The 14,533-nt window shown below is 72.7% G+C and carries 13 protein-coding genes; 5 read left to right on the top strand and 8 right to left on the bottom strand.

The genetic code is table 11. The annotated features are described in order from the left end of the window. Positions 1–22 precede the first annotated feature (22 nt). Positions 23–853, bottom strand: a complete 831-nt coding sequence (locus ACTZWW_RS12530; protein ID WP_444781290.1) for a cell envelope integrity EipB family protein — start codon at positions 851–853, stop codon at positions 23–25. Between the two features lie 183 nt (positions 854–1,036). Here ACTZWW_RS12530 and ACTZWW_RS12525 point away from each other — a divergent pair, with 183 nt between their 5' ends. Together ACTZWW_RS12525 and ACTZWW_RS12520 are read left to right on the top strand one after the other, a co-directional pair. Next, a complete protein-coding gene (locus tag ACTZWW_RS12525) occupies positions 1,037–1,516 on the top strand; it encodes a RidA family protein (RefSeq protein ID WP_444781289.1) in 480 nt (159 codons plus the stop codon). Next, positions 1,513–2,289: a glycerophosphodiester phosphodiesterase family protein gene (locus ACTZWW_RS12520; protein ID WP_444781288.1), complete on the top strand. Its 777-nt coding sequence runs from the start codon at positions 1,513–1,515 to the stop codon at positions 2,287–2,289. The genes ACTZWW_RS12525 and ACTZWW_RS12520 overlap by 4 nt, the downstream gene beginning before the upstream one ends. Positions 2,290–2,319: 30 nt before the next feature. Here ACTZWW_RS12520 and ACTZWW_RS12515 read toward each other — a convergent pair whose 3' ends face one another. From ACTZWW_RS12515 to ACTZWW_RS12495, 5 genes are all read right to left on the bottom strand, one after another. Beyond that, the gene (locus tag ACTZWW_RS12515; protein ID WP_444781287.1) at positions 2,320–3,516 is read right to left on the bottom strand and encodes a Gfo/Idh/MocA family protein; all 1,197 of its coding nucleotides are present in this window, start codon (positions 3,514–3,516) and stop codon (positions 2,320–2,322) included. A gap of 1 nt (position 3,517) precedes the next feature. Further along, positions 3,518–4,579, bottom strand: a complete 1,062-nt coding sequence (locus ACTZWW_RS12510; protein WP_444781286.1) for a sugar phosphate isomerase/epimerase family protein — start codon at positions 4,577–4,579, stop codon at positions 3,518–3,520. A 295-nt stretch (positions 4,580–4,874) separates the two neighbouring features. Beyond that, positions 4,875–5,828, bottom strand: a complete 954-nt coding sequence (locus ACTZWW_RS12505) for a substrate-binding domain-containing protein (RefSeq protein WP_444781285.1) — start codon at positions 5,826–5,828, stop codon at positions 4,875–4,877. A 77-nt stretch (positions 5,829–5,905) separates the two neighbouring features. Continuing rightward, on the bottom strand, positions 5,906–6,850 hold the full coding sequence (locus tag ACTZWW_RS12500) for an ABC transporter permease (RefSeq protein ID WP_444781327.1): 945 nt from the start codon (positions 6,848–6,850) through the stop codon (positions 5,906–5,908). 116 nt (positions 6,851–6,966) lie between these two features. Continuing rightward, on the bottom strand, positions 6,967–8,487 hold the full coding sequence (locus tag ACTZWW_RS12495) for a sugar ABC transporter ATP-binding protein (RefSeq protein ID WP_444781284.1): 1,521 nt from the start codon (positions 8,485–8,487) through the stop codon (positions 6,967–6,969). Positions 8,488–8,718: 231 nt separating this feature from the next. On the opposite strand from ACTZWW_RS12495, the gene ACTZWW_RS12490 reads away from it, so the two are divergent. From ACTZWW_RS12490 to ftsH, 3 genes are all read left to right on the top strand, one after another. Next, positions 8,719–9,798: a LacI family DNA-binding transcriptional regulator gene (locus ACTZWW_RS12490; protein ID WP_444781283.1), complete on the top strand. Its 1,080-nt coding sequence runs from the start codon at positions 8,719–8,721 to the stop codon at positions 9,796–9,798. Between the two features lie 95 nt (positions 9,799–9,893). Continuing rightward, positions 9,894–10,166 (top strand): hypothetical protein, encoded by a 273-nt coding sequence (locus ACTZWW_RS12485; RefSeq protein ID WP_444781282.1) that lies wholly within the window; start codon positions 9,894–9,896, stop codon positions 10,164–10,166. Between the two features lie 163 nt (positions 10,167–10,329). Further along, entirely contained in the window at positions 10,330–12,201 is a 1,872-nt protein-coding gene (gene ftsH, locus ACTZWW_RS12480) for an ATP-dependent zinc metalloprotease FtsH (RefSeq protein ID WP_444781281.1), read from the top strand. On the opposite strand, the gene ACTZWW_RS12475 is transcribed toward ftsH, so the two are convergent. Continuing rightward, the gene (locus tag ACTZWW_RS12475; protein WP_444781280.1) at positions 12,185–13,027 is read right to left on the bottom strand and encodes an isocitrate lyase/PEP mutase family protein; all 843 of its coding nucleotides are present in this window, start codon (positions 13,025–13,027) and stop codon (positions 12,185–12,187) included. The genes ftsH and ACTZWW_RS12475 overlap by 17 nt on opposite strands. 122 nt (positions 13,028–13,149) lie before the next feature. Continuing rightward, on the bottom strand, positions 13,150–14,533 hold a 1,384-nt coding region (locus tag ACTZWW_RS12470; protein ID WP_444781279.1), incomplete at its 5' end, for an OmpA family protein.

Below are 14,533 nucleotides of genomic sequence, written 5' to 3'. Positions count from 1 at the left end.
CTCCACGCGCCGGGATGATGCTCTACAACCGGCACTCCTGCGGGTCGAACAGCTCGAGCGCGGCGAGCTCGCCGCGCAGCGTGAAGCCGTCGAACTCCAGGCTGAGGTCGCTGGAGACGCCGTTGGCGAAGAGCGTGAAGCCGATCGCGTAGTCCGGCGTGCGCTCGCCCGGGCCGGGCTCGAAATAGGACAGGCGCACCGGCCATCGCTCCATGTCGCCGAGCGCCGCCTCCGGGCCGACGTCGTCCGGGCCGGCCCCCTCGTCCGCCTCCGCCGCTGCGAGCGGCGGCCCGATCACGGCGAGCGTGTCGTAGATGGTGCGCCCGTCGCCGGTGCCGTCGAAGACGCGCGCCGCGAACAGCGGTGCGCCGATCTGCGCCTCGCCGATCAGCCGCGCGATGTGCTGCGTGGGGAACAGCGGCGCGCCGGGCTCGACGATCGTCTCGGGCTCCGGCGCCTCGATCACGATGCGCGTGTCGCCCGCGACCCGGCGTGCCGTGCCGTCGACCGCGTTCAGCGGTTGCCCGTTCGCTCGCGATTCAGAGCGGAAGTGGAGGAGCGCGCCGTCGGGCTCCTCGAACGTGGCACTGTTCGAATCGAGCGTGCGGGTCTGGCCCTCCCCGAGGTCGAGCGCGGTCACCTGACGTACGCGGGTCGTCCAGCCCTCGCAGGCCGAGCCGAAGAACTCGATCGCGATGCGCCCGCGCGCGGCCTCGACGCCGTCTGCGCCCGGTGCCAGCGTGAGGTCGTAGACCGCGCGGTGCTGCGCGAGGGGGACGGCCGTGGCCGCCGTTGCCGGCAGCGCGAGACACAAGCCCATCGATACGCCGATGACGCAACCGATCCTTCGCATGCCCAGACCTCTCGCGGAGCCCCGCAACTCGTCCCCCTGTGTAGAAGCCGCGGGCGCGCCGCGCAATGCGCGCCCGTCGTCCCGGACGCCCGTCCGGCCCCTTGCGCGCGCCCGCGCGATCGTGACAGATCGGCGCGGACACGAGCGCGCGAGCCCGCGCGCGGGACAGCCGAGGAGAGCCGCATGAGCCGGATCGAGGACCGCCTGGCCGAGAAGGGCCTGTCGCTGCCGCAGGCGGCGGCGCCGGTCGCCAACTATGTTCCCGCCGTCCGGACGGGCAGCCTGGTCATCGTCTCCGGGCAGATCTGCCTCGGGCCGGACGGCAAGATCGCCCCCGAGCATCTCGGCAAGCTCGGCGGCGAGGTGTCGCTCGAGGCGGGCCAGGCGGCGGCGCGGCTGTGCGCGCTCAACCTCATCGCCCAGCTCAAGGCGGCGGTGGGGGATCTCGACGAGGTCGTGCGCTGCGTTCGGCTCGGCGGCTTCATCAACGCCAGGCCCGACTTCGCCGCCATCGCCCAGGTGATGAACGGCGCCTCCGACATGATGGTCGAGGCCATGGGCGAGGCCGGTCGCCACGCCCGCTCGACCATCGGCGTGGCCGAGCTGCCGATGGACGCGGCGGTCGAGGTCGAGGGCATGTTCGAGGTCCGGTCGCACGCATGAGCGCCGGTCGCGCCTCCCCCTTGGAGGCCGCGCCGGGCTGGCTCGTCGCGCGCCCCATCGCCCATCGCGGGCTGCACGACCGCGCCGCGGGCGTGATCGAGAACTCCCGCGCCGCCGCCCGCGCGGCGATCGCCCGCGGCTACGCGATCGAGCTCGACGTCCAGCTCACCGCCGACGGCGAGGCGGTGGTCTTCCACGACCACGACCTCGCCCGCCTCGTCGGCGGCGATGGGAGCGTCCACGACATGCACGCGGCGGCGCTCGCGGCGATGCCGCTCGTCGGCGCCGCCGACGGCGAGGGGCCGCCGACGCTCGCCGAGTTCCTCGCGCTGGTGGCGGGGCGCGTCGGGCTCGTCGTCGAGATCAAGAGCCGCTTCGACGCAGACATGCGGCTGACGCATCGCACGCTCGAGGTGCTGGCGGGCTACGACGGGCCGTACGTGGTCGAGAGCTTCGATCCGGACGTCGTGGCCGAAGTTCGCCGCGTCGCGCCGCGGGTTCCGCGCGGGATCGTCGCGGAGACCCGCTGGGTCCATCCGGACTGGGCCTTCCTGTCGCCCGAGCGCAAGCATGCGCTCGCCAACCTGCTGCATTTCGACGATACCCGCCCGCATTTCCTGTCGTGGCAGGTGGCGGACCTCGTCGAGGGGCCGCCCTTCCTGCTGCGCCGCCTCGGCATCCCGGTCACAGCCTGGACCGTGCGCGACGAGGCGGCCCGGACCCTCGCGACCGAGCACGCCGACCAGATGGTCTTCGAGGGGTTCCTGGCCTGAGGCCGTCCCCGGCCGCGTCGACCGTGCGCGTCAGCCGCCCTCGATCGTCTCCCAGCGGGCGTCCGCCCGCGCCGAGCGCACGGCGGCCTCGATGAACGCGACGCCGCGCACGCCGTCGTCGACGGTCGGCACGTCGAGGGCCGCCTCGGGCGCGCTCGCACCGGCGAGGCGGGCCTCGATCTGGTCGGCGATGTCGGAATAGAGGTTGGCGAAGCCCTCGAGATAGCCTTCCGGGTGGCCCGACGGCGTGCGGCTGACGCGCTGGGAGACCGCGCTCGCGCCGGCGCCGTTGCGGCGGATCAGCCGGGGCGGCTCGCCCAGCGGCGTGTGCACGAGAATGTTGGGGTTCTCCTGCGCCCAGGAGAGCGAGCCCGTCTCGCCGTAGACGCGCAGCGTGAGCGCGTTCTCCTCGCCCACCGCCACCTGCGAGCACCACAGCGCCCCGCGCGCGCCGCCCGCGAAGCGCAGCAGCATGTGGGCGTTGTCGTCGAGGCGGCGCCCCGGCGCGAAGGCGGTGAGGTCGGCGCAGAGCCGCTCCACCCTCACACCCGCGACGAACTCCGCGAGGTTGAACGCGTGCGAGCCGATGTCGCCCACCGCGCCCGCGGGCCCCGACCTCGCGGGATCCGTGCGCCAAGCGGCCTGCTTCTGGCCCTCCTCCTCGAGGCGGGTGGCGAGCCAGTCCTGCGCGTATTCCACCTGCACGACGCGGATCGCGCCGAGCGCGCCCGAGCGTACCAGCGCGCGCGCCTCGCGCACCAAGGGATAGCCGGTGTAGTTGTGCGTGACCGCGAAGATCACGCCCTTCTCCCCGGCCAGCCGCGCGAGCTCGCGCGCCTCCTCGAGCCCCGTCGTCAGCGGCTTGTCGCAGATGACGTGGAAGCCCGCCTCGAGGAAGCGCTTCGCCGGCTCGAAATGCGCGTGGTTCGGCGTCACGATGGCGACCGCGTCGATGCGGTCCTCGCGCGCGGCCTCCGCCGTCGCCATCGCGGCCGCGTCGTCGTAGACGCGGTCGGGGGGCAGCAGCAGGTCCGCGCCCGACGCCCGCGCCTTCTCCGGGGAGGAGGAGAGCGCGCCGGCGAGGAGGGTCCAGCGGTCGTCGAGGCGCGCGGCGATGCGGTGCACGGCGCCGATGAACGCGCCGCGCCCGCCGCCCACCATGCCGAGCCGCAGCCGGCGGGAACGGGTGCCGGAAGATCCGTCTTGCCCGGAGGATTCGATCGTCATCTCACGCCTCCCCGAGCCCGAGCATGCGGCGGTTGGCGGCCTGGTCCGTGCCGCCGCCGGCGAAGTCGTCGAAGGCCTTCTGCGTGACGCGGATGATGTGCGCGTCGATGAACTGCGCCCCCTCGCGCGCGCCGTCCTCGGGGTGCTTCAAGGCGCACTCCCATTCCAGCACGGCCCAGCTGTCGTAGTCGTACTGCGCGAGCTTGGAGAAGATCTGCCCGAAATCGATCTGCCCGTCGCCCAGCGAGCGGAAGCGGCCGGCACGCTCGACCCAGCCGGCATAGCCGCCGTAGACGCCCTGGCGGCCCGTCGGGTTGAGCTCCGCGTCCTTGGCGTGGAAGGCCTTGATGCGCTCGTGGTAGATGTCGATGAAGGCGACGTAGTCGAGCCCCTGCAGCAGGAAATGGCTCGGGTCGTAGTTGATGCAGGCGCGGGCGTGCCCGCCCACCGCCTCGAGGAACCGCTCGAAGCTCGTGCCGTCGTGCAGGTCCTCGCCGGGATGGAGCTCGAAGCAGACGTCGCAGCCCGCGTCCTCGTAGGCGTCGAGGATCGGCCGCCAGCGGCGCGCCAGCTCCTCGAAGGCGGTCTCGATCAGCCCGGCGGGGCGCTGCGGCCAGGGATAGACGTAGGGCCAGGCGAGCGCGCCCGAGAAGCTCACCGACGCCGAGAGCCCGAGCCGTCGCGAGGCCTCGGCCGCGAGCCTCATCTGGCGAACCGCCCATTCGGTGCGGGCCGCCGGGTTGCCGCGCACCGCCGGGGGCGCGAAGCCGTCGAAGGCGTCCGTATAGGCCGGATGCACGGCGACGAGCTGGCCCTGCATGTGGGTCGACAGCTCGGTGATCGCGAGACCGTGGGCGGCGACGATGCCCTTCACCTCGTCGACGTAGGCGTCCGACGTCGCCGCCTTCTCCAGGTCGAACAGGCGCGGGTCGAAGGTGGGGATCTGCACGCCCTTGTAGCCGATCGATGCCGCCCAGCGGCAGATCGCGTCGAGCGAGTCGAACGGCGCCTCGTCGCCCGCGAACTGGGCGAGGAACAGGCCCGGGCCCTTCATCGTCTTCATGGTCGTCCTCCCTGTCGTTCTCTTCGTGCCGGGACAATGGTGACCGGCATCGACCGCGCGTTCTATCCTGCACGCCCCACACCCCCAGCCCCTCTCCACCAGGGAGAGGGGAGTCGGTCGGCGTGTGCGTCCGCCGTCGTGGCTTTCAATCGAAGGCTCGCTCGCAGCGTCGACGTCGAGCGCGACGGTCTCCCCTCTCCCTCGTGGAGAGGGGTCGGGGGTGTGGGGCGCCGGGGAAGAGCGAGCGGCTTCCGCCGCGCGACCACCCCCGACGCCCTCATGGCTCAGCTTACCCTCAGAACGGCGAATCCTCGAAGAGGAACCGCTCGGCGTTCTCCCGGGTGATCAGCTCTGCGTCGAGAACGTAGGTGCCGCGCACCGGGGCCTGCGAGTAGAACGAGCCGGCGGTCACCGCCATGGCGGTGGCGATCATCGACGGCGGATAGGACACGTCGACGGGGATCATCGGGTCGCCCTCCATGACGCGCTGGACCATCTGCTTCATGCCGGCGCCGCCGACGACGAACTGGATGTCCTCACGCTCCGCTTGGCGGATCGCCTCGATGACGCCGAGCGCCATGTCGTCGTCCGAGGCCCAGACGGCGTCGATCCGGTCGTGCTTGGACAGGAAGTCCTGCATCACCCGGAAGGCGTCGTCGCGGTTCCAGTTGGCGTACTGGCTGTCCACGATCTCGACGCCCGAGCCCTCGAGCGCGGCGCGGAAGGCCTCGTTGCGCTCGTCGTCGATGACGGTGGGGATGCCGCGCAGCACCACGACCTGGGCGCCGTCGTCGAGGTTCTCGACGAAGTACTCTCCCGCGACCCGCCCGAAGCCCGGGTTGTCGCCGGCGACGTAGAGATCCTGGATCGACGGGTCGGCGAGGCCGCGGTCGACCACGGTGACGAACAAATCGGCATCGCGGCCGGCGAGCGCCCCGACGGGCCCGGTCAGCTCGTCGGAGTTGAAGGGCAGGATGACGAGGGCGTCGATGCCCTGCGCGGCGAGGTCCTCGATGGCGCTCGCCTGGGACGGGGCGTCCGGCGAGGTCTGGACCACGACGTCGAGGCCCGGGTAGGCCTTCTCGAGCATCTGCGCCGCCTCCTCGGCATGGAAGACGACGCCGCCGGTCCAGCCGTGGGTCGCGGCGGGGATCGAGACGCCGATCTTGTAGGTCTGGTCCTGTGCCGCTGCCGCGCCGCCGAAGGCGACGCCGGTCGCGGCGATGGCCGTGATCGCGAGCTTCCTCATCGTGAGCGTTCTCCCGTTCTTTCTTTCGAGCCTCGGGTCGTGCCGCCCGGCCGGCGGGCTCGCGCCGGCAGGGCGTCTCACCGGCCGCGCTGGAGCGAGCGCTGCACCAGCATGGCGATGATGATGATCGCGCCCTGGACCGCCCCGACGAGGTATTCGGAGACGAAGTCCGAGAGCACCATGATGTTGGCGACGAGCTCGAGGATGAGCGCGCCGACGACCGTGCCCCACACGAAGGGCGTGCCGCCCTTGAGCGCGGTGCCGCCGATGACGACGGCGGTGATCGCCTGCAATTCCCACAGGAGCCCCGTCGTCGGCGTGGCCGAGCCCAGCCGCGGCACGTAGACCAGGATGGCGATGCCGACGCACAGGCCCTGGATGACGTAGGTGAGCGTGCGCACCCTCCGGATCGGCACGCCGGAGAAGCGTGCCACGTCCTCGTTCGAGCCGATGGCGACGACGTGCCGGCCGAAGGGCGTCTTGTAGAGGACGACGGCCGCGATCGCCGCGACGACGAGGAAGACGATCACGGGGATCGGCACGCCGAGCACGTCGCCGAAATAGATCGGGCGGTAGGTCTCGCGCAGGTCCCAGTCCGTCATCGTGATCGTGCCGCCGGCGGCGAGGAACACGACGAGCGCGCGGTAGATGCCCATGCCGCCGAGCGTGACGATGAAGGGCTCGATGCGCCCGAAGGTGACGACGAGCCCGTTGAACAGCCCGCAGGCGAGCGCGACGCCGAGCGCCACCGCCATGCCCACCGCGATGGTGGAGACGTCGGCGCCGCCAACCGCGTTCATGGCGAGGATCATGACGCCCGCGGTGAGCGCCGCCATCGAGCCGACCGAGAGATCGAGCCCGCCCGCGGCGATGACGAAGGTCGCGCCCACCGCGATGATGGCGATGAAGGAGGCGCGGGTCGCCACGTTGGTGAGGTTCTCCACGCTGAGGAAGACCGGGCTCGTGAGGGCGCCGAGCACGAGCAGCACAGCGAGCGCGATGAAGGGCGAGAGCGCCCGCATGTCGATGCGCCGGCGCCGCGCCGGCTTGCGCGCCGGCGACCCGCCTTTCGTTCCCGGCCCGACCGACGTCGTCTCGTGCGGCCTCGTCTCGTCCGTCCTCGTCGCTTCCATGCGCATCACGCGGCCGCGGCCGCCCCCTTCCCGATGCCCGTGCCGACGCCCGTGGCGAGCGTGACGATGTCCTCCTCGGTGAGCCGCGCGCCGGCGACCTCCCCGGCGATCCGGCCGTGGCGCATCACGATCACCCGGTGCGCGAGCCCGATCAGCTCGGGCATCTCCGAGGAGATCACCACGACCGCCTCGCCCTCCGCCGCGAGGGCCGCGACGAAGGCGTAGATCTGCTGCTTGGTGCCGATGTCGATGCCGCGAGTCGGCTCGTCGAAGACCACGATACGCGGCTCGGTGAGCATCATCTTGGCGATGAGCAGCTTCTGCTGGTTTCCGCCCGACAGCTCGCCCGCGCGCAGCTCGCGCGAGCCGGCGCGGATGTCGAACTCCGCGAAGGCGCGGTCGAGCGCCGCGCGCTCCGCGCCCGCGTCGATGAAGGCGCCCTTCGTGAAGCGGGCGAGGGCGGCGAGCGTGAGGTTCGCAGCCAGGCTCTGATCGAGCAGCAGCCCCTTGCCCTTGCGATCCTCGGACAGGTAGGCGAGCCCGGCGTCGAGCGCCTCGCCGGCGCCGCGGGCGTGGAGCGCGCGTCCGTCGATCCGCACCGTGCCCGTGCGCTTGCGCAGGCCCATGACGCCCTCGAGCAGCTCGGTGCGCCCCGCACCGATCAGCCCGCCGAAGCCCAGGATCTCCCCTGCCCGCACCTGGAAGTAGACGTCCTCGGCGAAGCCGGGGACGCTCACGCGCTCGACGTCGAGGAGGACGGGCGCGTCGGGCGCGGGCGGGGCCTTCTCGGGAAAGAGCTGCGTCAGCTCGCGGCCGACCATGAGGCGCGCCATGTCGAGCGGCTCGAGCTCCGCCGCCGGGCGGGTCGTCACGTGCCGCCCGTCGCGCAGGACGGTGACCGTGTCGGATATGCGCTTCACCTCGGGGAGGCGGTGGGAGATGTAGAGGATGGCGACGCCTGTCCCGCGCAGGCGGTCGATGGCGGAGAACAGCGCCTCGGACTCGATCGGGGTGAGCACCGCCGTCGGCTCGTCCAGGATGACGACGCGGTAGGGCTCGACCAGCGCGCGGGCGATCTGCGCGAGCTGGCGCTCCGCGATCGAGAGCCGGCGCACGGGCGTATCGGGCGCGATGTCGGCACCGAGCTCGGCCAGCGCCGCGGCGGCGCGGCGCTCCATGGCGGCGTCGTCCGCGAAGAGGCCGCGGCGGGGCTCGCGTCCCAGGAAGAGGTTCTGCGCCACCGTCAGGTCGGGCGCGAGCAGGATCTCCTGGTGGACGAGGACGATGCCCGCCCGCTCCGCCGCGACGGGGTCGGAGAAGCGCACCTCATCGCCGTCGAGAACGAGCCGCCCGCGCATCGCCGCCAGGTGGCCCGACAGGATGCGCATGAGCGTCGACTTGCCCGCCCCGTTCTCGCCGATGACCGCGTGGACGCGGCCGGGCTCGAGGTCGAGGTCGATGCCGCCGAGGACCTCGACGGGGCCGAAGGACTTGGAGATGTCGCGTGCGCTGAGGATGGGCGCCATGTCTTCCCCCCGGTCCGTGACGGCGGAGCGGCCTCCGGGCGGGGTGCGCCCGCGGGCCGCGGCGATCGCGAAGGGGGATGTCAGGCGGCCGTGGTGCCTTATCGCATGCTGCTTCCTCCCGGAGACGCCTCGTTGGCGAGGTCGTGTAATCGATTACATCGATCTTGCACCGGGTCGGCGCGTCTGTCAAACGCTGAACGAGGCGAAGAGATCCCGGAGGCGGCGGGCGGGATGGACGAGCGCGGCACGACGGTGCGGGCGAGGACCGGGGGACCGGTGGAGCCGGGCTCGCCCGCGCTCGCGCCGGTGCGCATCACCGACGTCGCGCGCCTCGCCGACGTCTCGACCGCCACCGTCTCGCGCGTGCTCGCACATCCCGAGCGGGTCGCACCGGCGACGCGCGCGCGGGTGGAGGAGGCCGTCGCGCGGCTCGGCTGGGTGCCGAACCCGGCGGCGCGCACGCTGCGCTCGCAGAAGACGCGCATGGTCCTCGTCGTGCTGCCCGACCTCGAGAACGTGTTCTTCTCGCGCATCCTGCGCGGCATCGAGGAGACTCTGGCGGCGGCGGGCTACGGCATGATCATCGCCGATCTCGGGCCCGCCTCGCCGCGCGCCGGCGCGCTCGCCGCCTTCGCGCGCCGTCAGGTCGACGGGGTCGTCCTGCTCAACGGCCGCCGCCTCGGGCCCGAGGCGCAGGACATGCCGACGATCGCACTGTGCGAGGCCATCCCCGACGCGGCGATCCCGCAGATCGTCATCGACAACCGCGCGGCCGCGCGGCGCGTCGTCGCGCATCTCGTCGGGCTCGGGCATCGGCGCATCGCCCATCTCGCGGGGCCGGAGGGCAACGTGCTCGAGATCGAGCGCGCCGCCGGATACGAGGAGGGCCTGCGCGACGCGGGGATCGCCCACGACGCCGATCTCGTCTGGCCCGGCGACTACACGCTCGAGGCGGGCGTCGCGGCGGCGTCGCGGCTCCTCGACGCCCGCGCGCGAGACCCGGGGCCCCCGACGGCGGTGTTCGCCTCGAACGACACGATGGCGATCGGCCTCGTCGGCGCGCTCCAGGAGGCGGGGCTCGCCGTGCCGGGGGACGTCTCGGTCGCGGGTTTCGACGACATCGAGTTCGCCTCCATGTGCCGCCCGGCGCTCACCACGGTGCGCCAGCCCCGCCGCGATCTCGGCCGTGTCGCGGCGGAAGCGATGCTGGCGACGCTCGCCGGGCGCGAGACATCGGCGAGCGGCCCGCTCGCCACCGAGCTCGTGGTGCGGGCCTCGACGGGGCCGGCCCCGCGAAGGCGCCGTGCATAGACGCCGGCCTCGGGCCGGTGCATCGAAATCGCCTCCCGGTGCGTTGGGCTCGCGAGGCGCCGACACGCGGCGCGCCGCCACGGGAGGGATGCCCGATGCGAGACGCAGAGAACCGCTCCAGCGGCGACACGCACGCGGCGTGCTCCGTGCAGACCCGGATGTTGCAGGCGCTCGTCGCCTTCGCCACGATCATGACCGGGGCCGCCGTCGCGCTCTCCCAGACCGTGACGTCCGACGATCCGGGCATCGCGGCGCCGGGGCCGACGACGGGTGGCCTGGAGTCGTGGTGGTGGGTCGTCGTCATCGTGGTGCTCGCCGTCGTCGCCATCTGGTACGCCCAGCGGCGGCGCCCGCGTGGACCGCGCTGAGGCGCGCACGCCCGGCTCGGCACGTGTCCCGGTGCGTCCCGGTGCGTCTTGGTCGCGGCAGCCGCGCCTTGACGCCCCCGCGGCGCGGCACCACGTGCGAGACGACGAGGAACGACTTGGATGCCGCCTTCCCCCGGGCGGCGCGCCCGGATACGAAGGCAGCATGAACAGATCGAAGATCCCCGGCGGACGCGTCGTCGTCGCCCTCCTCGCCGCCGCGCTCGTCGCGGCTGCTTTCGCGCTCGCGCCGTCGCGGTCCCACGCGGCCGAGGTCTCCTACTCGGAGTTCGTCTCCGCGGTGGAGACCGGCGAGGTGACGTCGGTGCGCATCCGCGGGCAGGAGGTGCAGGCGGTGACGCTCTCGGGCCGCCAGCTCGAATCCTTCGTCCCAGAGGGGGCGGACATCGTCGGCGCGCTGCGCGCGAACGGGGTCGAGATCGTCGCCGAGCCGCCGCCGAGCGAGGGCGCGGGCTCGCTCATCGGCGCCCTCCTGCCGATCCTGCTGCTCGTCTTCCTGTTCTTCTTCCTGCTCCGGCGCATGCGTGGGGGCGGCGCCGGCGGCGCGGGCGGGCTCACGTCCGTCGGCAAGTCGAAGGCCAAGCTCCTCACCGAGGCGCACGGCAAGGTGACGTTCGACGACGTCGCGGGCATCGACGAGGCCAAGGAGGATCTCCAGGAGATCGTCGAGTTCCTGCGCGATCCCCAGAAGTTCCAGCGGCTCGGCGGGCGCATCCCGCGCGGCGTGCTGCTCGTCGGCTCGCCCGGCACCGGCAAGACCTTGACCGCCCGCGCCGTCGCGGGCGAGGCGAACGTGCCGTTCTTCACGATCTCGGGCTCGGACTTCGTCGAGATGTTCGTCGGCGTCGGCGCGAGCCGCGTGCGCGACATGTTCGAGCAGGCGAAGAAGAACTCGCCGTGCATCATCTTCATCGACGAGATCGACGCGGTCGGCCGTCACCGTGGCGCCGGGCTCGGCGGCGGCAACGACGAGCGCGAGCAGACCCTGAACCAGCTCCTCGTCGAGATGGACGGCTTCGAGGCGAACGAGGGTGTCATCATCATCGCCGCGACGAACCGCCCGGACGTGCTCGATCCCGCGCTGCTGCGGCCGGGCCGCTTCGACCGGCAGATCGTCGTGCCGAACCCCGACGTGACCGGCCGCGAGAAGATCCTGCGGGTGCACGTGCGCAAGGTCCCGCTCGCGCCCGACGTCGACACCAAGGTGATCGCGCGGGGCACGCCGGGCTTCTCGGGCGCCGACCTGATGAACCTCGTCAACGAGGCGGCGCTGCTCGCCGCGCGGCGCGGCAAGCGCATCGTGACGATGCAGGAGTTCGAGGACGCCAAGGACAAGGTCATGATGGGCGCGGAGCGCCGTACCCTCGTCATGACCGAGGACGAGAAGAAGCTCACCGCCTATCACGAGGCCGGTCATGCGGTGGTGGCGCTCAACGTCCCGGCGACCGACCCGGTGCACAAGGCCACCATCATCCCGCGCGGGCGCGCGCTGGGCATGGTCATGCAGCTGCCCGAGCACGACAAGCTGTCGATGTCCTTCGAGCAGATGACATCGCGCCTCGCCATCATGATGGGCGGGCGCGTGGCCGAGGAGATGATCTTCGGACGCGACAAGGTGACGTCGGGCGCCCAGTCCGACATCGACCAGGCGACGCGGCTCGCCAAGATGATGGTGACCCGCTGGGGCTTCTCGGAGGAGCTCGGCACGGTCTCCTACGGCGACAACCAGGACGAGGTCTTCCTCGGCATGCAGGTGGGCCGGCAGCAGCACGTCTCCGAGGCGACCGCGCGCAAGATCGACACGGAGGTGCGCCGCTTCGTCGAGAACGGCCTCTCCGAGGCGCGGAGGATCCTCACGGAGAAGCGCGACCAGCTCGAGACCATGGCCCGTGCGCTGATCGAGTACGAGACGCTGACCGGGCAGGAGATCCGCGACCTCATCCAAGGTAAGCAGCCGGTGCGCGAGGAGGCGGGCGCGACCCGCCGCGGGCTGCCGTCGATCACGAAGCCGACCTGACGCGGCCTCCGGAGGCGAGCAGCGCGTCGACCTGCGTGCCCGCGATGCTCCGCGACAGCGGGGAGAAATCCCCCGCCGGCCCGAGCATGGCCTCGGCCGCGTCCTTGATCAGCCGGTGCGTCGCGCGCGCCAGCGCCGAGCCGAGCGAGATCCGCGCCACGCCCGCCGCGGCGAAGTCCGCACGGGTGTGCCGGGTGAAGCCCCCCGCCGCGAGCGCGTTCACCGGCACGGCGACGCTCGCGCAGATGCGCGCCACGTCGTCCAGGGACGCTGGCGCCGGAAGGTAGACGCCGTCAGCCCCCGCATCCGCGAAGGCCTGGAGGCGCCGGATGCCCTCGGCGAAATCGTAGGCCCCGGTCATCACGCCGTCCGCCCGGGCGAGCAGCACGATGTCGCGCGGACAGGCCCGCGCCGCCGCCGCACCGGCGCGAATGCGCTCCACCGCGAGGTCGAACGGGTAGGCTTCGCCCGCGGGCGGCGCGACGTCCTCGATCGAGAGCCCGGCGAGCCCCGCCTCGCAGGCGAGCCGCACGGTGCGCGCTACGTCTTCCGGTGCGTCACCGTAGCCGTTCTCGAGGTCCGCCGAGACCGGCAGGGGCGTCGCCGACACGAGGTCCTGCGCGTGCGCGAGCATCTCGTCGCGGGAGACGTGGCCCATGTCCGGGCGTCCGAGCGTGAAGGCGTAGGCCGCCGACGAGGTGCCGAGCGCCTGCGCGCCGAGCGCCGCCAGCATCCGGGCCGAGCCGAGATCCCAGGCGTTGGCGAGCACGAAGGGGTCGCCCGGGCGGTGCAGGGCGCGGAAGGCGGGGCCGGGATCGTGGGGCATGGGCGGGCGTCCTCTCGCGAGCGGGGGTGTGCGCGCGTCAGGATCGCAGGTCTCGCGTGCGCGGGGAAGCGCCGTCGTCGGCGCTCCCCCGTCGCTCTGCCTGCTCCGTCGGCGCGCCGGCGTCAGCGCGCCGCCTGCTCGATCAGCGGGGTGATCCGCCGGATCGCCACGCGGCGGTTGCGCTCCTCGGCGCTCTCCGTCGCCACCTTCAGGAACTCCTCCCCGTAGCCCTGCGTGACGAGATTCTCGGGCGGGATGCCGTAGGCTTCCGAGAGGACGAAGGCGACGCTCTCGGCGCGGCGGTCGGAGAGCGACAGGTTGTCGATCTGCGGCCCGACGGCGTCAGTGTGGCCCTCGACGAGGAAGATCTCGTTCATGTCCTGCGCCAGCACCTGGCGCATGGCCCGCGCGACGGGGGCGAGCGCCGCCACCTGATCCTGCGACAGGCGCCAGGCACCGGTGGCGAAGGTGACGACGTCGAGGTCGACCCGGCGCATGTAGTCGCGCAGGTTGGAATTGTAGCGCACCTCGTCGAGGCTGTAGGTCCGCGGCGGCGGCGCCACCGGCGGCGCGCTGAAGGCGGTGATCACCTCCGGCGGCGGGCCGACGAGCCCGGCGTCCACCTCTTCCAACGTGACGACGTACTCGTCTTGCGGGATCGAGACCGGCGGTGGCGGGAGAGCCAGCGACCACTCGTCCTCGAGGAACGGCTGCTCGTTCGGGCGAAGCCGAGCCCGCCGCCGATCGCCGCGCAGCTCCTCGTCGCGCAGCCAGACGGCGTCGTCGGCGAAACGGTCGGGCCGGTTGTCGATGAGCACCGTCTCGGTGCCGTCGGGTGCGCGGCGGATGCGGCGCAGCAGGTTCCCCCGGCCGTCCGTCTCGGTGATCACCTGCCAGCCACCGGGGCGCTCCGCGATCAGGATGCGCCGCTCGCCGCGCTCGATCACGCGCACGTCGTCATAGTAGCGATCGAGACGTTCTCGCTCGTCATTGTAGATGATGATCCGGTCGCCTTCGCGCACGATGGTGCGCGCCCCGGGCTCGACGATGACGGTGCGCCCGTCGATGACGCGCTCCTCGCGCTGGCGTCGCACGTCGGCGAGCCCGCGCGCCCCCTGCTCGAGGATGCCGAACAGCGCACCGAGGCCTTCGGCGCTGGGGGCCGTCGGCTCCGCCGGCAGCACGGGGGCGGGACCGGTCGCAGCGGGTGCGGCGGGCGGCGGCGCGGCGGTGGGGGCGGGGGCAGGAGCCGGAGCGGCGGTGGGCGCAGGTGCCGGTGCGGGTGCGGTCGCCGGGGCGGGCTCCGTCGCCGCAGGCGCCGCGGACGCGGGCTCCTCGACCGTCAGCGACTGCGCGGCCGGCTCCTCCGCGGTCGGCTCCTCTGCGGTCGGCTCCTCCGCGGCCGGCTCCTCCGCTACGGAATCCGCGGAGGTGGGCTCCTCCTGAAGGGCCTCCTCGGCGGGCGCGGGCTCCTCGGCGGGCGCGGGCTCCTCGGCGGGCGCGGGC

This window comes from Salinarimonas sp. NSM (assembly GCF_052380005.1).
In the GTDB taxonomy this organism is placed as follows: Bacteria; Pseudomonadota; Alphaproteobacteria; order Rhizobiales; family Beijerinckiaceae; genus Salinarimonas.
Note: the sequence above shows the minus strand (reverse complement) of the source record. Positions and strands in the feature narration are given on the sequence as shown.